A 19861-nucleotide genomic window follows, 5' to 3' on the forward strand; every position below is an offset into this window, starting at 1 on the left:
CTGCATTTAAAAATGCGTCGAGTCCCGTGCGGGTTCGGTTCCCCGAGAAACCTGTTTTATGCGTTCACACCTTGCGGAGTCCCTGAATTGAAAAGCTTGCTTGCGCTGCTGCTGTCTATGCTGGCGAGTTTCCCTGGCGCTGGAGCCTTGGCTGCGCCCGCTGGCCCGGCCATCGCCAGTCCGGCGGTGGCGTTTTATTACGGGGCCAATCCGCCGTGGAACGAACTGCAGGCCTTTGATCTCGTGGTGGTGGACCCCGACCACGTGCCCGACCCCAAACTGCCTGCGCTTCCCCATACCCGGCTGGCCGCCTATGTGGCCGTGGGAGAGGTGCAGCCGTCGCGCCCTTATGCCAGTGCCATTCCCAAGGCCTGGTTGCGCGGAGAAAACAAGGACTGGGGCAGCCGCCTGATTGATCAGTCCCGGCCAGAGTGGCCCCGGTTTTTCACGGACAGCATCATCACGCCGCTCTGGAACAGCGGCTACCGGACGTTCTTTCTGGACACGCTGGACTCCTACCAGCTGTTCGCCAAAACGCCCGCGGAAAGAGCGCTTCAGGAGGCCGGCATGGTCGCGGTGGTGGATGCCCTCAAGCAGCGCTACCCGCAGGCAAAACTGATTTTCAATCGGGGCTTCGAGATTTTGCCCCGCACCCATGCGCAGGTAGAGGCGGTGGTGGCCGAATCGCTCTTTCAGGGCTATGACGCAGGCAAAACCCGTTACACCACGGTGCCGGAAGCCGATCGAGAGTGGTTGTTGGGGCAATTGCAGCGGGCGCGGGACGAGTTTCACCTGCCGGTGATCGCGATTGATTACGTCCCGTCCGCCAAAAGAGAACTCGCCCGCGAGACCGCGCGCCGGATCACGGCGTTGGGCTTCATTCCCTGGGTCGCGACGCCGGATCTCACGACGCTGGGGGTGGGCGCGATCGAGGTCATGCCACGGCGGGTGCTGGTGGTGCACAGTCCGTTGCGAGATGAGTATGAGTTGCGGCTAGATGCGCCGTTACGTTTTGGTGCTTTGCCGCTTAACCACTTGGGTTATGTACCTGATTACGTGGATTCCAATCACCTGCCAGCGCAATCCTTGGCGGGCCGCTACGCCGGTGTGGTGGTCTGGTTGACCAAGGATACTGAGGCCCGCGAACGCCAGAAGCTGATTGCTTGGCTTGGGCGACAAGTGGAAGAATCGATCCCGCTCGCTCTGATCGAACCGCCAAATCCATTGATAGAGAGCTCACTCGGGAAAGTCCTGGGACTGACGGTTAAATTTCCCGCGGCTAATACGGTGCCGGTCGAAATCAGCCAGCAGAGCGCGTTGATGGGTTTCGAACGCCAGCCGCAGATGACGCCGGATAATTTCTATTCCTTGTCCATTGCGCAAGGTCGTTCGCTCTTAACCTTGAAACGGGGCGAGGGTCAGCAAGTTGCAGCGGCATTGATGCCCTGGGGTGGCTACGTCATCGCGCCTTACGGCGTCATCACGCTTCCGGGTGACAGCGGAAATCGATGGGTGATTGATCCCTTTGGCTTCTTGAAACAGGCTTTGCGGTTGCCGGAGATGCCGGTGCCGGACGTCACGACTGAAACGGGGCGGCGTCTGTTTATGGTGCATATGGATGGCGATGGCTTTGTCAGCCGATCGGAATTGCCGGGCAATCAGTTGGCGGGTGAAGTGGTGCGTGACCGGGTCGTCAACAAGTACCCCGTTCCGATGACCATCTCGGTAATTGAAGCGGAGCTTTCCCCCAAGGGCTTGTACCCGGGTTTGTCCAGCACCGCCGAGAAAGCCGCCCAGGATATTTTTCGTGCGCCTAACGTTGCCATCGCGTCCCACAGTTACTCGCATCCCTTTGTCTGGCGCAAGGCAAATGCCAGCGATGGAAATGAGGGCTACAACCTGCGCCTGCCAGGCTACCGCTTTGATCTTCAGCGAGAAATCGAAGGCTCGATACGCTACATCGAAGACCGACTCGCCCCCGTGGGCAAAAAGGTGGAGATGTTTTTTTGGACCGGCGACTGCATTCCCGGCAGTGACGCACTGGCCTTGACCCGGAAATTGGGGGTGCTCAACCTGAACGGCGGCGACACGGTGGCGACCCGCTCGGCGCCCACCGTCTCCCAGGTGGAAGGCCTGGGCGTGCCGCGTGAGGGTGGCTTTCAGGTATACGCGCCTAATCAAAACGAGAACGTCTACACCAATAACTGGCAAGGTCCGTTTTATGGTTTTGAGCGCGTGATTGAGACTTTCGAATTCACCGAAACACCGCGTCGCCTCAAGCCGATCGACATTTACTTCCACACTTACCTCACCACCAAACTTGCGGGTATGAAATCGCTGGACAAGGTGTTTGCCTATGCCATGGCGCAGGAAACCACGCCGGTGTTCGTGTCCGACTATGCGCGTCAGGTGCTTGACTTTCAGAGCATGGCCATCGCGCGAACCCCCAGCGGCTGGCGGGTGCGGGGTGCTTCAAATCTGCGCACGCTGAGGTTGCCGGTGTCGATGGGTTTTCCTGATGTGCAAAAAAGTCAGGCGATCGCCGGCTACCGCGCCGGGCCGGTCGATAGTTACGTTCACCTTGGCAACGATGCTGCCGAGTTGGTGTTGCGCGCCACCGAGTCCGTAACGCCCCGGCTGCTATCCGCCAACGCCAAGGTTGAAAGTTTTGAAGCCACACCGGAGGGCCAGCGATGGCATCTGGTGGGGAATGTGCCTCTCAAATTTACGCTGACCCATGCGGAAGCCTGTCGCGTACGCGCTGGCGGCCACGACCTGACGCCGACCCGGCGCGCGGCTAATTTGTCTTACTACGAACTCAAGTCCCATGTTGCCCGACCGCTCGAAGCGATATGCCGGTAACGACGGGGAGATCCCCCGTCTGGTGCTGGCTTCCAACTGGCAGTTGCTGTTGGTCGCGCTGCTGGTGCTGGCCTTGCTGGTGGTGATTTTTCCCCGCAAGGTCTTGGTTGAAAAACTGTATGAGCAGGAAACGCTGGACGAGCTGACGCTGTCCTACATTCAAAACCTGTACCGGGCCGATGCCAAGAACGCCGATGTCGCCATCCTGCTGGCCAAAGCGCAACAAAACGAGTTGAATATCAAAACGCTGGAATCAATGCTTCTGCCATTCGTTAACGCGGAAGATCCGCGTCAGCGCACCGAAGCCCGCATGGTGTTGGCCACGGCCTATGAGAAGGCTTGGGCGACCCAGCCGGACATCCGGGAGCGGGCGCGTTTAAGAGCCAAACTAACAGAGATGCTGCAAAAAGTTGTGGCAGAAAAAATACCGGAACGGCTCTCCAGGCTCTTTGCCGCCGCTGCGTTTGAACTGGATTTGCCGCGCCTGGGACTTGAGTTTCTTGAGCCAATCGAAGTTGGACATGCCGCTCAGACACTTGAGCAATATGGCCAAGAAGCGCTCGGCCAAGGCGAGTACGGCCTGGCCGCCGAGTATTTTTTGATGGCACGGGATCAGACCAGTGACCGTGATGAAGCCCGACGTCTATTCCAGAAGGGCGTTGGCACCCTCATGGCGGCTAGCCGGTTCAGGCAGGCCATGCTGGCCGCTGACCAGCATCTGGGCAATCTGGAAAACGATTCCGCGACGCTGCGTTACCTGGCGCGCACCGCACTGGCGGCGGGAGAGCCAGCCAAGGCCGCAAGCTATGTCCGCCGATTGGTATTCCAGGCGGATAAGGCTCCGGGCACACCATGAAAGTCAAGCTACTGCTGGCCTGCATGGCCTACGCCGGATTTTCATCGACACAGGCGAGTGAGCTACCCGCAACGGGAACGGACTACTACTCCTTGCAGATCGCCAGCGGCAAGGATGCCCAGGCACTGGAAAAACTCTATCGGCGCTACGCCGAATTGCCCTTTGTCCGGGTGGAACGGCGTGGTGCGCTGTATGTACTGCGTGCCGGTTTCTGGGCCGATCAACGAGCGGCTCGGCTCGCCGTGTCCAATGCCCGCGTGGACGCCCCATTTATCAGGGTTGCCGCTTTTCGCCCGGAGGCCATCGTCCAGCGCAACTGGCGTGACGACGAGGCCCTGGCGGCGGCACCTGTTGCGCCCTTGGCGCCCGCCCCCACCCGGCCAACGCCGCCGCCCACGGGGGCACTCACGCAGCCGGTGGCCCTGCGCAAAGTACCTGGCGTTGCAACGGACACCGAGGTGTTGTTGCCCTTCAATCAGGAAGATTTTGTGCTGGCCTACGATGTGCTGCTAGGCAGTGGCGACTTGGCGCGGGCGTTTCAGGTGGCACGGCAAGCCGTGCAGCAGGCGCCCCAGGACAGCACCTGGCGCCGAAAACTGGCTCAAGTTGCCGAATGGACGCAGCACCCGTTGGTGGCGGCCGAGCAGTGGCGGGCCTTGTTTCAGCAGGGGGATCATTCCCAGGAGACAGTGTTGGCCGTGATCCGTCTGGCGCTTTTGCTGGATGACCCTTCGATTGCGCTGCAGGCGTGGGCGGTGCGGGCGAAACAAACCACGCTGACCGCTGCGCAATGGGAAGATATTTTCGAACTCTATGAAAGCGCCGTAGAACCCGCGAAGGGTTCGCGTTTTTTTGAAGCGCAATTCAGGCAGAAGAAGATCCCGCTGCTGCTGGAGTACGCGGCACGCCTGGCCGAACATGCAGGAGACGATGAGCGGGCTGGGGCCTTGTTTACGCAACGAGCCCAACTCGATCCGTTTTCCATGGATGCCGTGTTGCGTGCGGTGGTGAGTTTGATTCGCCGTGATCACATGCGCGAGGCGCTCAGCCTGATGCAGACCCATGAAGACAAAGTGCCTGCGGATGCGTCAGAGTTCTGGCGCTTGTTGAGCCAGGTGGCCTGGGAGTTGCGTGACTACGAGGCCGCGCAGGGTGCTTATCAGCGCTTTGCCCAAACGCCGCAGGCCACGACGGCGGACTGGTCGCGGCTGGTTTTTCTGGTGCGGCAAAAACACCCGGCGCAGGCGGCCGGGTTGGCGCTGGACGCTTACCGTCGCTTCGGCGCTCTGGATCAACTGGTGCTGGGGTTGGGGCTCTACGCTGAAATGGGGGATTTTCAAGCGCAGGCTCGGGTCTTCAAGTCGCTTGACGCTGAAGCGCTGGCCGCAGCGGAACAGGAAGTGCGTTTTTTACTGATCCGTGCCCAGTATGAGCAGCGCCAGAAAAAGCCCGATCTCGCTTGGGTCGATTTACGCCGTGCGCTCCAGAAAAGCCCGGATGAGACGGAAGTCGTGCTGGCGTCGCTCTGGTTTCTCATCGACGAGGCCCGCGCGGACGATTTGGCGCTGGCACTGCGGCACTATGCTTCGCGGGCGGTCAATGACCCGGCTTACTGGCTCGCTTACGCCGCCGGCAATCAAGTGCTGGACCGCCACCGCGAAGCGGTCACCTGGTACGGCAAGGAGATTCGGCGCCATCCGGAAGATCCGTTGGTTCTGCTCAATTACGCCGACGCGTTGGAGCGCAGTCAGCGCGAAGGCATGGCGGAACGGGTGCGCCGTCATGCCTGGTTGACTTTGAAACAAAAATATCCGCATCCTGAAAACCTGCAGAACCTGGGCAAGAACCCGGATCTGCTGTCCCTGGTCCGGCTGGCGATCTTGAATCAGCCGGGCGATCCGGGCTTGCAACTGGTGCGCCAGTTGGCCCAGCAAATGAGAGGCTTGCCCACCGATCCGGCGGATGACGGGCAAACGATGGCGCTGGTACTGGGCTGGGCCATTGCCAAGGAGCAGTTTGCCAACGCCCGTGCCTGGATGTGGTTGCGCTACGCACGGCAAAGCCAAACAGCGCCACCGTTGTGGGGCGACTCGCAGGTGGCCTTGCAGCTGGGAGAGACGCAAACCATGGACCGTTTGCTGACGCGCAACAGCCAGGGCTTGCCCATTTACAACCGGTATGACACCGCCTATGCCCTGGGCCATGTGCCGCAGGCACTGGACATCGCGTTCAAGGGCATGACCCAGCAGGATGGCGATGAACCCCTGCATGACCGATTTCGCCAGCACGCGCCCTTGCACGCCAACTACATTCAGCTGAAAGCGGTCAGTGACGACCTGGGATCGCTGGAGCAGCAGAATGTTCGCTTGGGTTCGGTGGTGAGTCAAGGTCTTCAATGGGAGGCGCGCCTGGTGCCGCATCCCAAGTTGCACGTCATTCTGGGCTGGTCGCGCATGGGGCAATCCAGTGATGATGCGAGCGACGCAACCACGGCCAATCCCATCAACACGGTGGCCGCCCCAACGTCAGATCGTTTGAACAGCGTTGAGGCTCGTTGGTTGGGTGAACGCGGCGAGAGCAGCCTGACGCTGTTCCGCCGCAATGAACTGCAGGGCTACAACGGCTTGCGTCTGAGCCAGACCCTGCAGTGGGGTAGCCGAATCAATCTGGAAGCCGGGCTGGATTACCGCGCAGACTCGACCCTGAGCCTGCCGCTTCAGGTTTTTGGTTACGAAACCGGTTTGCACGCCAGCCTCAACTACACCTTGGGCAAGCGCGAATACCTGCGCATCGCCCCGCGGGTGACCCGCTACTACACCCAGTTTGGCGACTATCTGGGCAGCGGCCGCATCCTCGAGTTGGAAGCGGGTTATCGCATCCGGACCGAGTACCCGGACTGGCGCGTGCGAACCTTTGCGACCTATCAGCGTGCCTCGCATGAGGGCGGTGTCGGTGACGCTTTCAAAGCAACACTTTCGCCCAGTGTGCAGACAGCGATTGACAACGGAAGCTTCGACCCGGTGGCCTTCCTCATCCCGGAAGGCAATACCACCTGGGGTGCCTGCGTGAGCATGGGCGAAAACCTGGCGGGGCAAAACCTGCAGACGGTATACAGCCGCGCCTGGCGACCGTTCGTGGATTTTTGCCTCAGCCATAATACCGCCGGCAGCGAGGGCTACACCGGCATCCTGGGCATGGCCGGGTCACTGACCGGTGAAGACCATCTGTCCGTGCAGTTACAAAACAGCGAGGGTTACGTGTCTGGCGGCGGTATGACCCGCTCATTGGCGATCCGTTACCGACACTACTACTAGGAATTTCTGATCATGAAGAACATTAAAAACATACTGCTCTGCCTTGCGGCGCTCCTGATGGCGGGTTGTGCCACCAGCATCCAATCCACGGTCGACCCCGACGTGCTGGATACGCAGGCCAAGTGGGCCTTGCTGCCCATTGCCAACAACACGGACACGCCCCAGGCTGCCCTGTCGGCCGAGGCCATGCTGGAGCATCAGCTGCGCCGTCGCGGTATCACCACGCTGTTGCATTACCCGGCCATGCTGTCGCGTGACAGCCTGTTTGAACCGACGGAACGCAAAGTGAGCGAGGAGGCGCAGCAGTGGGCGATCGAGCAGGGTGCCCGCTTTGCCTTGACCGGGAGTGTGGAGGAATGGCGCTACAAAGTGGGGATAGATGGCGAGCCTGCCGTCGGTGTCACGCTCAAAGTGATTGATCTGACCAACGGGCGTGTGGTGTGGAGTGCCTCCGGGGCGAAAAGTGGCTGGAGCCGCCAAGCGCTTTCTGCCGTGGCGCAGGCCCTGCTCGCGGATTTGCTCGGCAGTTTGTAACTGCTCTCCGGCCAATCCAACTCGTAACAAGGCCACATGCCACGGTTTGATTTTTCAGGTTTTTTCAAGCGCATCACAGGCGGGAAGGCCCTTGCGCCGGAACAGGTGACGGGTTGGGCGCAGTGGCTGGAGGTGGCCCTCATTCCCTGGGTCGCGATTGGGCTGGCCTGGCTGGCCCGGCCAGATGACCCACTGCTGGCCGACACGCTGTTTCCCTGGTTGTGGTTTGCGCCCGTATTGATTGCCCTGCGCTATGGTGTGCTGCCGGGCCTGCTCGGCAGCCTGCCGATGTTGCTCAACTGGTTGTTGGCCGATCATTTTGGGGTAGTGCCGAAAGATTTTTCGCCTGAGTATTTTTTTGGCGGCGGCTTGCTGGTTCTGGTGTGCGGCGAGTTCAGTGATGTCTGGCGCGACCGGAATTTACGCATGGAGGAAACCTATCTTTATGTGACCGAGCGTTTGTCCCGGCTCACCAAGCGGCACCTGCTGCTGAACCTGTCGCACGATCGGCTGGAGCAGGAGATGCTGGCCCGTCCAGGCTCCTTGCGCGATGCCCTGGCTCGGCTGCGCTCCATCGCCATCGAGCGCAGCCAGGACCAGTTGCCCATGCCCGGTGCGGCCGGTTTGCTGCAACTGTTGTCCCAGTATGTGAACATCGAATCGGCGGCACTCTACACCGTGGAGGAGCGGGGTTCCAGTCTGGTGTTGGGGGCGCTGGTCACCCGCGTAGGGGATCCCGCCGCGCTGACCCCCAATGACGAATTGCTGCGCCTGGCACTGGAGTCGCGCAGTCTCGCCCATATTGCCAGCCAGGATGTCAGCCTGGAGAGCCAGAGCAAACAGTTGGTGGTCGCGCCCCTGGTGGCCGGTAACGACACACTGATTGGCGTTCTGGCGGTGACGCGCATGCCATTTTTCTCGCTCAATCTGGAAAACCTGCAAATGATGTCGGTCATTCTGGCCTACTACGCCGACAACATTCGTCATGCGCCTGACGTGCGCCGTGTTCAGGAGCGTCTGCCGACCATGCCGGCACTCTTCGCCGAAGAACTGGTCCGCATGATGCTGATGCAGAAAAAAGTCGGAATTCCAAGCCATATTGTGGTGATGTCGTTTGGCGGCACCCAGCGTGAAGAGATTCCGGCCGAGTTCTTGCGCATCAAACGCGGACTCGATCTCTATTGGCAGACCCAGGTCAAGGGCCAACCCGTGATCGCGGTGTTGATGCCGTTTGCATCACAAGCTTCCAAGGATGGGTTTTTGCAACGCATCGAAGACTGGCTCCTGAGCCGTTTTGGGGGCAACTTCGACTCACTTGGCATCCATTTGCGGCCCATCGATTTTGCCCTGGAAGATCCGCTGGAAGTTCTGGCGGAGCTCACCAAGGAGTAAGCACTGCATGACTTCAATTTATTGGGCCTGGGGTGCCGTTCTGGCTGAACTGGGCATTTTTTTGAGCCCGCTGGTCATTTCCAACAGCATCCCGGCTTTTGTGGGCGTCTTGACGGCGCATACCCTGGCCTGCGCGATTGTCGCCAGCAGCACCTATCTCATGTTGCCAGCGCGCTTTCAGCGACCGCGCGCGATGGTGTGGTTGCTGATGTTCGATTTCGCATTTGTTGCCCCGGTCGTTGGCGCGGTGGGCATGCTTTTTCTGGTGCGTTTCACGATGCGCCAGGCCGCTGACAAGTCACGTCTTGCGGTGCCTGTTTCCGTGGATTTGCCCGAATACGACGTCCAGGGTAAAGATGTCAATCGAAGTGGACAAGGCGCCATCCGCTCGCGCCTGGGGGCGAATGTGCCGGGAGAGATTCGCATGCAGTCGCTGCTGACGCTGCAAGCGGTGCCCAATCGGGTGTCCAACCCCATTCTCGAAGACCTGCTGGGCGACAGCACCGATGACGTTCGACTGGTCGCCTTCGGCATGCTGGATGCAGAAGAAAAAAAACTGTCCGTGCACATTCAACGCGAGCGCGCGACTTTGCTTGGTGAGCTGACGCTGGAGCAGCGCTACACCTGTTTGCGCCATCTGGCCGAGCTGCATTGGGAATTGATTTACGCGTCGCTGGCGCAAGGCGAACTGCGCAACCACATTCTGGGTCAGGCCCGTCAGTACCTGGATGCGGCACTCGCGGTGGGGGTGCCACCCAATTCGGGGCTCCTGTTCCTGAAAGGCCGCATCCTGTTGGCCCAAGGCGAGATAGAAAATGCCGAAGTCGCGCTTCAGAAGGCGGTGGCGTTGGGACAGCCCAAAACTTCTGCTTTACCGTATCTGGCCGAAATGGCCTTCAAGCGGCGCGAGTTTGGGCGGGTGAAACAGCTCATGCAGCAACTTGTTGACCTCAATGTGGCCTCCCGGACCCGGGCCATTGCCGATTTTTGGACCCAAAGCGATAACGTGAGCAATTTCAGTGACCGTCGATACCTGCCCCATATCTAAATCCACGTTGCCGCGCGCTGACAGCGTGGATGTTTTGCTCTTGCTTGAAGGAACCTTTCCTTTCGTGGCAGGCGGGGTCTCGAGCTGGGTCAATCAGATCATTCGAGGCTTTCCCGAGCTGCGCTTTGGCGCCATATTTTTGGGAAGCCGGCCAGAAGACTATGGCGACATGCGCTATGCCTTGCCAGACAACCTGGTTCATCTGGAGACCGCCTATCTGTTTGAAAAGCAGGAAAACCCGCCGGTCATGCCCGTCAAGCCCCCGGCCGACACCATGCCCATGGTGGAGCGCATGCACGGGTTGTTTGAAACGGATGCGAAGCACCCGGATTGCATGCGCCTTTTTTCCGGACTGATGGATGAGGCGGGCCCGGATGGCAAGATTAGCCATGAGGTGTTTCTTTACAGCAAAGCGGCGTGGGATTTCATCAAGAAAAGCTACCGCCGTCGCAGCACCGACCCCTCTTTTGTGGACTATTTCTGGACCATCCGCAATATCCACACGCCGTTTTGGCGCTTGCGGGCCGTTGCGCTTCGGTGTCCCGAGGCGCGTATTTATCACTCCGTTTCCACCGGTTATGCCGGCATTCTGGGTGTGTTGCTGAAGCATCGCAACAAAAAACCATTCATCCTCAGCGAGCATGGCATTTACGTCAAAGAACGCAAAATTGATTTGTACCAGGCCCAGTGGCTCAAGGACAACCGCAGCGTGTTTGAGCGCGACCCGTCCCGCGTCAGCTACTTTCGACAGTTGTGGATTCGGTTTTTTGAACACCTGGGTTATGTAACCTACCAGGCGGCCGACGACATCCTGGCGCTGTATGAGGCCAACCGCCAGCGCCAGTTGCTGGACGGCGCGCCGCCGGAGCGAACGGCCAACATTCCGAATGGTATCGACATTGCACGCTTTGCGCCCTTGCGTGCGTTACGACCAGCGACGCCGCCGCCGATCCTGTGCCTGATCGGGCGCGTGGTGCCGATCAAGGACATCAAGACCTTCATTCGCGCCATGCGCACGGTGGCCAATCATTTGCCTGAGGCCGAAGCCTGGATTGCCGGCCCGGAGGATGAATCGCCCGAATACGCCAGAGAATGCCGCGAGCTGGCAGCCCAGCTTGGGCTGGGGGACAAAGTGAAGTTCCTGGGCTTTCAGCAGCTCACCGAGTTGCTGCCCAAGGTCGGGCTGGTGGTGCTGAGTTCCATCAGCGAAGCCTTGCCGCTGGTGATCCTGGAAGGTTATGCGGCCGGCGTGCCCACGCTCGCCACCGACGTGGGTTCGTGCCGGCAGCTGGTGTTTGGCCTGCCCGGTGAGGATGAAGCGCTGGGAGCCGCCGGCCGGGTCGTGCGCATTGCCGACCCCGAGGCGCTGGCGCAAGCCGCGCTGGAATTGCTGACTGATCCGCAGGAATGGCAGCGCGCCAGCGCATCCGCCATCCAACGGGTTGAAAAATACTATTCCCAGCACATGATGTTTGACCGTTACCGTGCGTTGTACGAGAAGAATTTTCAATGGCAGGCATAGGCTTCGAATTACGCAAGCTACTGAAGAAACAGACCTACGCCGGCCTGATTCAGGCCTATGCTTTTGCCGGCATCATCAGCTCGGGCCCCTGGGTCTTGTCGATCATCGGCATCATGCTGATTGGCCTGTTCAGCATGGGCGTGGTCTTTCCCAAAGTCGCCATTGCGCAGTTTCAGGTGACGGTGACCTACCTGTTCCTGATGTCGCTGATCTCGACCGGCGTCGTCCAGTTGTCGTTCACGCGCTTTGTGGCCGACCGGACGTTTGCCAAGGACGAAGCGTCCATCCTGCCCAATTTCAATGGGCTGATTCTGGCCGCCATGAGCTTGAGCCTCGTGCTCGCCTTGCCGTTTGTGATTTTTTTGTTTCCGGAGCAGACGGTGCTGTACCGGCTTCTCTTTGTCATGGGGCTGGCGGTGATGTCGGCGATCTGGATCGCCACCGTGTTCCTGACGGGCATGAAACATTACCGTGCGATCGTGCTGATTTTCTTTCTGGGCTATGGCGCCACACTCGGACTGGCCATGCTTTTTCGGCGAACGCTGGGCATGGATGGACTGCTGCTGGGTTTTGTGCTGGGCCACTACCTGTTGCTGATGGGCATGATCTGGCTGGTGTACCGCCATTACCATTCCGATCGCTTCATCGCCTTTGACATCTGGAAGTCCGGCGCCATGTACCGCAGCCTGATGCTGGCCGGCTTTCTATTCAATCTGGGGGCCTGGATCGACAAACTGATGTTCTGGTACTTTCCCGCCACCGGCCAGCAGGTGATTGGCCCCTTGCACGCGTCGGTCATCTACGATTTCCCGATTTTTCTTTCTTACCTTTCGGTCATCCCGGGCATGGCCATCTTTCTGGTCCGGATTGAAACCGACTTTGTCGAGTACTACGTCAAGTTCTACGACGCCGTGCGCGAAGGTGCCACCCTGGATTTCATTGAGCGCATGCGCAACCACATGGTGTACCACGTGCAGCGGGGCCTGTTTGACATCGCCAAAATCCAGACGATTGCGGTGCTGATCACGTTCGCGCTGGGCGGCGTCTTGCTGGAGTGGCTCGGCATTTCAAAGCTGTACCTGCCGCTGCTGTACATCGACGTGGTCGGGGCCGCCTTGCAGGTGGTCTTGCTGGGGATCTTGAATGTGCTGTTTTATCTGGACCAGCGCCGCGCCGTGGTCTTGCTGACCGCCACGCTGCTGCTGGCCAATATTCTGTTCACGGCGATTTCACTGCAACTCGGTGCGGCTTGGTTTGGTTATGGCTTTGCCCTGGCCATGCTGGTCACGGTCTTGCTCGGCATTTGGATCTTGAACCGCAAACTCGAAGCGCTGGAGTACCAGACCTTCATGCTGCAATAGCCTGGGTGTTGCCTGTTTGCTATTAAATAGATAGCTACTTACGCAGGGTAGACGGGGGCTACGGGCCTAAAAAGCTTGAAGTCTGAAGGATTGCGGCGTGCTAGCCCTTTCTGGCCCGCTCATACAGCGGCATCACTTTGGGCAGGTTCATTTCAATCTCCGAGATGCGGGAATTGCCTGACGGGTGGGTGGACAGCCACTGCGGTGGCGCGCCGTTGCTGGCGGCCCCCATTTTTTGCCATAAAGTGATACCGGCCCGGGGGTTGTAGCCCGCGCGGGCGGCCAGCTCCATGCCCACCAGGTCGGCTTCGGATTCATCGGTGCGGCTGAACTGCAAGGTCAGCAACTGGGCGCCGTAGTTGGTCACCGTTTGCCCGAGCTGGCCGAAACCGAACACCTGGCTCAGCAGGCTGGCGCCGATGCCGGTGGCGGCGTTCTTGCCCATGCGCGCCCGGGCGTGTTCGCGCAGGGCATGGGCGATTTCATGGCCCATCACCATCGCCACTTCATCGTCGGTCAGCTTGAGCTGATCCAGAATCCCGCTGTAAAAGGCAATTTTGCCGCCCGGCATGCAAAACGCGTTGATTTGCTTGCTGCCAATCAGATTGACCTCCCAGCGCCAGTCCCGGGCGCGCGGGTTCCAGTCGACGGCGAAAGGGATGATCTTGCCGGCAATGGCGCGCAGGCGCACCACTTGAGGGTTGTTTTTCGCGCCCAGGGCGTTTTTGCTGGCGGCTTCTTGCAGCATTTGCGCATATTGCTGAACCGAAGCGCGCTCCACGTTGTCGGCCGGCACCAGCTGGCTGAACGCCGAGTTGCCGCCCACGTCCACGCCATCGCGGGCCACGGCCACGGAAATCGCCACGGGCGAAAAAACCAGCAACAGCGTCAAACTGCTCAGAACAAATCGTTGCGGCCAACGAAGCGAGAAAGGTGGTGGAAGGTTCATGCGCGGCTAAAAAAATGGACAAGGCTGGGCGTATTATTCCCGCATGACATCAAGTGCACCCGACGCCAGCCAAATCAAGCCCACCTGGCTTGCTACTTTTAAAGTTTACCTGGAGCCGCCCACGGTGCGGATGCTGCTGCTGGGGTTTTCGGCTGGACTGCCCCTGCTGCTGGTGCTGGGCACCTTGAGCTTTTGGCTGCGCGAGGCGGGCATTGACCGCACCACCATTGGCTACCTGAGCTGGGTCGGCCTGGCTTACGCCTTCAAATGGGTCTGGGCGCCGCTGGTGGACCGGATGCCTATTCCGCTGTTGACGCGCTGGCTCGGGCGCCGGCGCAGCTGGCTGTTGCTGGCACAACTGGCGGTGATGCTGGGCCTGATCGCCATGTCGTTCAATGACCCCAAGCTGGCGCTGCAACCGGTGGTGTGGGGCGCCCTGGCGGTGGCTTTTGGCTCGGCCACGCAAGACATTGCGCTGGATGCGTTTCGCATTGAATCCGCCGATGTCGACCGCCAGGCGGCGCTGGCCGCCGCGTACCAAACCGGCTACCGTCTTGCCATGATCTGGGCCGGGGCCGGGGTGTTGTGGCTGGCCGCGCGGGCTGAAGTGGCCGGGTTGACCAGCTACCAGCACGGGGCCTGGCAAACCGCCTACCTGGTCATGGCGGCCAGCATGTCGCTCGGCATGTTGACGGTGCTGCTGTCCCCCGAGCCGCTGCGGCGTCCGATGCCGGTGGCTAAAAATGCGGTGGAGTGGCTGCATGGCGCGTTGGTGGAGCCCTTTTCCGACTTCTTACATCGCTATGGCAAGCAGGCGCTGCTGATCCTGGCGTTAATCGCCATCTACCGCATCAGCGACGTGGTGATGGGCATCATGGCCAACCCGTTTTATGTCGACATGGGCTACACCAAGGACGAAGTGGCGGCCGTGACCAAGATTTACGGCGTCATCATGACCCTGGTGGGTGCTTTTGTGGGGGGCGTGCTGTCGATGCGCCTGGGCGTCATGCGGGTGCTGATGCTGGGCGCGGTCTTGAGCGCGGCCAGCAATCTACTGTTTGCCTGGCTGGGCAGCCAGGGGCACGATGTGACGGCGCTCATCTTCGTGATTTCGGCGGACAACCTCTCCAGCGGCATTGCCTCGGCGGCGTTCATTGCATACCTCTCCAGTTTGACAAACCTCAACTACTCGGCCACCCAATACGCGATATTCAGCTCTGTGATGCTACTTGCCCCCAAATTTCTGGCGGGCTATTCGGGCCGCTATGTTGACGCTTTTGGTTATCAAAATTTCTTTGTCGCGACGGCCATGCTGGGTGCGCCCGTGTTGCTGTTGGTATGGCTAGCTTCAAGGGTAAAACAACCTCTAGCCCTTGATGTACCTGCGTAAGAAGCTATTAAATTAATAGCTTCTTATGGTGGTTAGGTTCTTTGTTTGATGCGCTTTGTCTTCTGCAAGGGCTTGTGCTTCCCCACTCACAAAATTCAAAAAATGCATGTTTACCTAAATTTACCCCTGCTTTAACTACCGCGTACACGCGACGTCTTTGCCAAGGATAGACTGCCAGCATGAGCCAACACCTGCTGATGATAGAAGACGACGCCCGCCTGGCCCAGATGGTGAGCGAATACCTGGGGCAGTCCGGGTTTACTGTGAGCCATGCTGGCGATGGACAAGGCGGTCTGACTGCCTTGCAGGCCAGCCCGCCTGATCTGGTGATCCTGGACCTGATGCTGCCCGACATGGACGGCCTGGAAGTGTGCCGGCGCATCCGGACGTTGCCCGGCGCCGTGGCCCAGGTGCCGGTCTTGATGCTGACCGCCAAGGGCGATCCGATGGACCGCATCATCGGGCTGGAGATTGGGGCCGATGATTACCTGCCCAAACCGTTCGAACCCCGCGAACTGCTGGCGCGCATTCGCGCTATCTTGCGCCGCAGCGTTGAAGGCCCCGCTGAAGTCGGCCGCCAACTGCGCTTCGGCTCGCTGGAGATTGACCGCGATGCCCGCACCGTCTCCGTGGGGGCGCAGGTCTGCGATTTAACCTCTTACCAGTTTGATTTGTTGGTGGCCTTGGCCGAACGCGCCGGCCGGGTCCTGACCCGTGACCAGATCATGGAAGCCGTCCGGGGCCGTGAGCTTGATGCGTTTGATCGCTCGATTGACGTGCATATGGGGCGCATCCGCGCCGCGATCGAGCTGGACGCCAAGGCGCCCAAGCGTATTTTGACGGTGCGCGGCGTGGGCTACGTGTTTGCCCGCCAGCAAGACTGATCATGTTTTTTAAAAAACTGTATGTGCGGATCTGGCTGGCCGTGGTGCTGGCCGTGGCGGTGCTGACTTTGTTGGTCGGCTGGGCCTGGCGACTCGCCGCTGATCCACCCCTGCGGGATGTGGTCATCCGCAACGAGGCCGGGCAAATCATTGGCAATGGTCATTCGCGCATGATGCGTTCACCGGGTGGGCCGGAGGAGAGTGGGCCCCCGTTCGGCCCCACCCACCCGTATGGCAGCGGGCCCGAATTTTTGGTGCGCATGAATGACGGCCAAATCATTCACATGCATCTGCCGCGCCCGCCGCGCTCGCCCTGGACCCGCCCGCCGTTTGGGTTTTTCTGGACACTGGCCCTGGTCGGCATTGCCGTGGCGCTGGCCACCTACCCGATTATTCGCAAGCTCACGCGCCGCCTGGAGTCGCTGCAAAACGGGGTCGAAAAATGGGGTGAAGGCGACCTGTCCATTCGCTTTCCCGTGAACGGCAACGATGAGGTCGCCTTTCTGGCAAGTCGCTTCAATCACGCGGCCGAGCGCATTGAAACCCTGGTGAAGTCGCATGAATCGCTGCTGGCTTCGCAAAAATCATTGCTCGCCAATGCCTCGCACGAGCTGCGTTCGCCCCTCACCCGCATCCGCATGGGGCTGGAGCTGATGGGCGCGCCTTCTTCGCCGGCGTTCAAGAACGAAATCTCCCGCAACATTGCCGAGCTCGACCAGTTGATTGAAGAAATTTTGCTCGCCAGCCGGCTGGATGCCAGGGAGGCGGACCTGGGCACGATCGAGTCGGTTGACCTGATCGGGCTGGCGGCCGAGGAGTGTGCGCGGGTGGATGCCGAACTGGAGGTGCAACTGGTGGATGCTCCGGCCGGGGCGTCGGCTTTGCTGGTGCAAGGTGTGACCAAGTTGCTGCGCCGGGTGATGCGCAATCTGCTGGAAAATGCGCGCCGTCATGCGGCGGGCGACATCACGGTGACGCTGGGCACGACGGCGGGGCAGGCGGTGATCCGCGTCTGTGATCGGGGCCCCGGTGTACCGCCCGAACTGCGCGAGCGCATATTTGAGCCTTTTTATCGACTGCCCGGGGCGACCGAGCGGGATGGCGGCGTCGGGCTGGGTCTGGCGCTGGTCAAATCCATTGCGATTCGCCATGGCGGCAGCGTATTTTGCGAAAACCGGCCGGATGGCGGCGCCTGCTTTGTCGTTCAGTTGCCCTTGGCTGCCGGCACGAGTGTGTAAACGTTGCGAAAAATCACGGTTTCAAACAAATAAGCGATCCATATCCCCCAAATGGGGGATAGCGTTGCGGCTGGTTGAGCAGTAAAGTTGCTCCAACTGCTGTCACAGTAATCAAGTGCTGAAGTCCAATCGATCCATTCAATGGACGGGCCTTCAGACACACAAGGTTTCCAACGACGTCCCTTCGGGGACTTTTATAAAGCCACCTCCGGGTGGCTTTTTTTTATGTTGATTGGGGCTGTAGCCCCCGTTGTTTCTGCGTAAGTAGCTATATATTCAGTAGCACATCGGTGGCGGCGATGTCGACCAGACAGCGCGTATGTCCCAGCGGACATTCCCGTTCGAAACAGGGGGCGCAGTCCAGTGGGGGCTGGTAGCGCGGATCGTTCTTCAGCCACAGCACGGTGGCCCGCTCATTCAGGGGCGGTGTGTGCAGCGGGCTGCTGGAGCCAAAGATGGCGATTTGCGGCACGCCAAAAGCGGCCGCCACATGCATCAGCCCCGAATCGTTGCTCACTATTCTTTTGGTAGCGGCTATCGCACTGAATGCGTAGGCTAGCGATGTTTTTCCTGCCAAATTAAGACACTTGCCCGGCTGCTCGGCGTTCACTGGTGCGGCGATTTCGTTGCACAGGTCAAACTCCTTGGCGGAGCCCAGCAGCACCACGGGCAAATCAAGGCGTCGGGCCAGCTCGGCAAAGCGGGCCGCTGGCCAGCGTTTGGCCGGGCCGTATTCGGCGCCCGGTGCAAACACGTAATAAGCGCCGCGCTGCAAGCCCATGGCCGCCAGCGCCAGATCGACTTCGCTGGCGGCCATCTGCAATTGCGGCCGGTCGCTGGCGATGTCGGCCTCGCCACTCAGGGCCGAATAAAACGCGACCATCGGCGGTCGCTTGTCCTTGGGCGGGTTTTTCAAGCGGTGCGTCAGCAGGCCAATCCGCGCTTCGCCCAGGTAACCGACCCGCTTCGGGATGCTGGCCAGAAAGGGCAGCAGGGCGCTTTTCAGCGAGTTGGGGCAAATATAGGCGGTGTCAAACCGGCCATCGAGTTGTTTGGCCAGGCTGCGCCGCGCCTTGAACTGCAGGCCGCCATGGGCAAACGGAAATTCAATGACCTCGGCCACCTGCGGCATGGCCCGGTACACCGGCGCCACCCAGGGCAGTGCGCCAACCGTGAGGCGTTCGCCGCGAGCGCTCAGGCGGCGCATCAGTGGCTCGGTCATCACCGCATCCCCAATCCACTGGGGCGCGATGACGAGGGCGTTAGTGGTGGCCACCGAAATGTTCGCCGTCCTTCAATTTGTAGACGGTGCCGCAATAAGGGCATTTGGCCTCGCCGGTGAGGGCCACGTCCAGATACACCTTGGGGTGGCCATCCCAGATTTTCATGTTGGCCAGCGGGCTGGGGCAAAACACACCACCTTGGTGGTTGAGGTCTCTGGCCAGCAGTTCAATCACAGATTTACTCATAAATACCTTTGTTCAGTTGAGCTCAGACCTTCGCCAGCCAATGGGCGTATTTGGGGTTGCGGCCGTGGACGATGTCAAAGAACGCGCTCTGGATTTTTTCGGTGATCGGGCCGCGGCTGCCGACATAGTCGCCTTTGCCGAGCTCAATGCGGTCCAGTTCGCGGATAGGCGTCACTTCAGCAGCGGTGCCGGTGAAGAAGGCTTCGTCGGCGATATAGACCTCGTCGCGGGTGATGCGCTTTTGCACCACTTCCAGGCCCAGATCCTGGCAGATGTGGAACACGGTGTCGCGCGTGATGCCTTTGAGCGCACCGGCCGACAGGTCGGGCGTATAGACCACGCCGTCCTTGACGATGAATACGTTTTCGCCCGAACCTTCGGACACAAAGCCGGCGGTGTCGAGCAGCAGCGCTTCGTCGTAACCGTCGTCGGTGGCTTCGGTATTGGCCAGGATGGAGTTGGTGTAGTTGCTTACCGCCTTGGCTTGCGTCATGGTGATGTTGACGTGGTGGCGGGTGTAGCTGGAGGTCTTGACGCGGATGCCGCGCTTCATGCCGTCTTCACCCAGGTAGGCGCCCCAGGCCCAGGCGGCAACCATCAGGTGAATGTCGTTGCCTTTGGGCGAGACGCCCAGTTTCTTGTCGCCGATCCAGCTTAAGGGACGCAGGTAGCCGGACTCGAGATGGTTCTCGCGAATCACCGCGATTTGCGCTTCGTTCACCTGCTCCTGGGTGAACGGGATTTTCATGCGCAGAATTTTGGCGCTGTTGAACAGGCGTTGCGTGTGATCTTCGAGCCGGAATATGGCGGTGCCGCTATCGCCTTTGTAGGCACGGATGCCTTCAAAGACGCCGCAACCGTAGTGCAGCGTGTGGGTCAGCACATGGATTTTGGCGTCACGCCATTCCACCATCTGGCCGTCCATCCAGATTTTGCCGTCGCGGTCTGCCATGGAAGGGGGTAATGCTGACATGATGCTGATCCTTTGGTGAATGTAGGTGTCGAGAAAATAATTCTTGGACGGGAAGTTGCCCCGGCGGCC

15 protein-coding genes are annotated in these 19861 nt (G+C 60.0%); 11 read left to right on the forward strand and 4 right to left on the reverse strand.

The features are described 5' to 3' along the window. Window positions 1-87 precede the first annotated feature (87 nt). From HHJ17_RS14565 to pelG, 8 genes are read left to right on the forward strand one after another with little or no spacing between them, the layout of a single operon-like run. Window positions 88-2862, forward strand: a complete 2775-nt coding sequence (locus HHJ17_RS14565) for a bifunctional glycoside hydrolase 114/ polysaccharide deacetylase family protein (RefSeq protein WP_296506274.1) — start codon at window positions 88-90, stop codon at window positions 2860-2862. Further along, the gene (locus tag HHJ17_RS14570; RefSeq protein ID WP_296496892.1) at window positions 2828-3718 is read left to right on the forward strand and encodes a hypothetical protein; all 891 of its coding nucleotides are present in this window, start codon (window positions 2828-2830) and stop codon (window positions 3716-3718) included. The genes HHJ17_RS14565 and HHJ17_RS14570 overlap by 35 nt, the downstream gene beginning before the upstream one ends. Beyond that, window positions 3715-7032, forward strand: coding sequence for a tetratricopeptide repeat protein (locus HHJ17_RS14575; protein WP_296506276.1), 3318 nt, complete (start codon window positions 3715-3717; stop codon window positions 7030-7032). The genes HHJ17_RS14570 and HHJ17_RS14575 overlap by 4 nt, the downstream gene beginning before the upstream one ends. Before the next feature lie 12 nt (window positions 7033-7044). Then, window positions 7045-7566 (forward strand): penicillin-binding protein activator LpoB, encoded by a 522-nt coding sequence (locus tag HHJ17_RS14580; RefSeq protein WP_296506278.1) that lies wholly within the window; start codon window positions 7045-7047, stop codon window positions 7564-7566. A gap of 36 nt (window positions 7567-7602) precedes the next feature. Beyond that, the gene (locus tag HHJ17_RS14585) at window positions 7603-8958 is read left to right on the forward strand and encodes a PelD GGDEF domain-containing protein (RefSeq protein ID WP_296506280.1); all 1356 of its coding nucleotides are present in this window, start codon (window positions 7603-7605) and stop codon (window positions 8956-8958) included. Window positions 8959-8965: 7 nt separating this feature from the next. Beyond that, window positions 8966-10006 carry a hypothetical protein gene (locus tag HHJ17_RS14590; RefSeq protein ID WP_296506281.1) on the forward strand — a complete coding sequence of 347 codons (1041 nt, stop codon included), beginning with the start codon at window positions 8966-8968 and terminating at the stop codon, window positions 10004-10006. Next, window positions 9978-11528 (forward strand): GT4 family glycosyltransferase PelF, encoded by a 1551-nt coding sequence (pelF, locus tag HHJ17_RS14595; RefSeq protein WP_296506283.1) that lies wholly within the window; start codon window positions 9978-9980, stop codon window positions 11526-11528. Before HHJ17_RS14590 ends, pelF begins: the two co-directional genes overlap by 29 nt. Beyond that, the gene (gene pelG / locus HHJ17_RS14600; protein ID WP_296506285.1) at window positions 11516-12889 is read left to right on the forward strand and encodes an exopolysaccharide Pel transporter PelG; all 1374 of its coding nucleotides are present in this window, start codon (window positions 11516-11518) and stop codon (window positions 12887-12889) included. Before pelF ends, pelG begins: the two co-directional genes overlap by 13 nt. A 100-nt stretch (window positions 12890-12989) precedes the next feature. On the opposite strand, the gene HHJ17_RS14605 is transcribed toward pelG, so the two are convergent. Next, a complete protein-coding gene (locus HHJ17_RS14605) occupies window positions 12990-13838 on the reverse strand; it encodes a M48 family metallopeptidase (protein ID WP_296506287.1) in 849 nt (282 codons plus the stop codon). A 43-nt stretch (window positions 13839-13881) separates the two neighbouring features. Between HHJ17_RS14605 and HHJ17_RS14610 the strand changes: the two genes are divergently transcribed. The 3 genes from HHJ17_RS14610 to HHJ17_RS14620 all read left to right on the forward strand — a co-directional run bounded on the left by HHJ17_RS14610 (window position 13882) and on the right by HHJ17_RS14620 (window position 17350). Beyond that, entirely contained in the window at window positions 13882-15228 is a 1347-nt protein-coding gene (locus tag HHJ17_RS14610) for an MFS transporter (protein ID WP_296506289.1), read from the forward strand. Between the two features lie 179 nt (window positions 15229-15407). After that, window positions 15408-16112, forward strand: a complete 705-nt coding sequence (locus HHJ17_RS14615) for a response regulator transcription factor (RefSeq protein WP_296496917.1) — start codon at window positions 15408-15410, stop codon at window positions 16110-16112. A gap of 2 nt (window positions 16113-16114) precedes the next feature. Next, entirely contained in the window at window positions 16115-17350 is a 1236-nt protein-coding gene (locus tag HHJ17_RS14620; protein WP_296496919.1) for an ATP-binding protein, read from the forward strand. A gap of 268 nt (window positions 17351-17618) precedes the next feature. Here the strand turns inward: HHJ17_RS14620 and waaF are convergent, their stop codons facing one another. From waaF to HHJ17_RS14635, 3 genes are read right to left on the reverse strand one after another with little or no spacing between them, the layout of a single operon-like run. Continuing rightward, a complete protein-coding gene (gene waaF, locus HHJ17_RS14625; protein ID WP_296496921.1) occupies window positions 17619-18626 on the reverse strand; it encodes a lipopolysaccharide heptosyltransferase II in 1008 nt (335 codons plus the stop codon). Next, window positions 18613-18819 (reverse strand): zinc-finger domain-containing protein, encoded by a 207-nt coding sequence (locus HHJ17_RS14630; RefSeq protein ID WP_296496922.1) that lies wholly within the window; start codon window positions 18817-18819, stop codon window positions 18613-18615. Before HHJ17_RS14630 ends, waaF begins: the two co-directional genes overlap by 14 nt. A 22-nt stretch (window positions 18820-18841) precedes the next feature. Continuing rightward, complete coding sequence (locus HHJ17_RS14635) at window positions 18842-19792, reverse strand: branched-chain amino acid transaminase (RefSeq protein ID WP_296496923.1); 951 nt, start codon at window positions 19790-19792, stop codon at window positions 18842-18844. Window positions 19793-19861: the final 69 nt, after the last annotated feature.

Source organism: Rhodoferax sp. (assembly GCF_012927445.1).
GTDB lineage: Bacteria > Pseudomonadota > Gammaproteobacteria > Burkholderiales > Burkholderiaceae_C > Rhodoferax.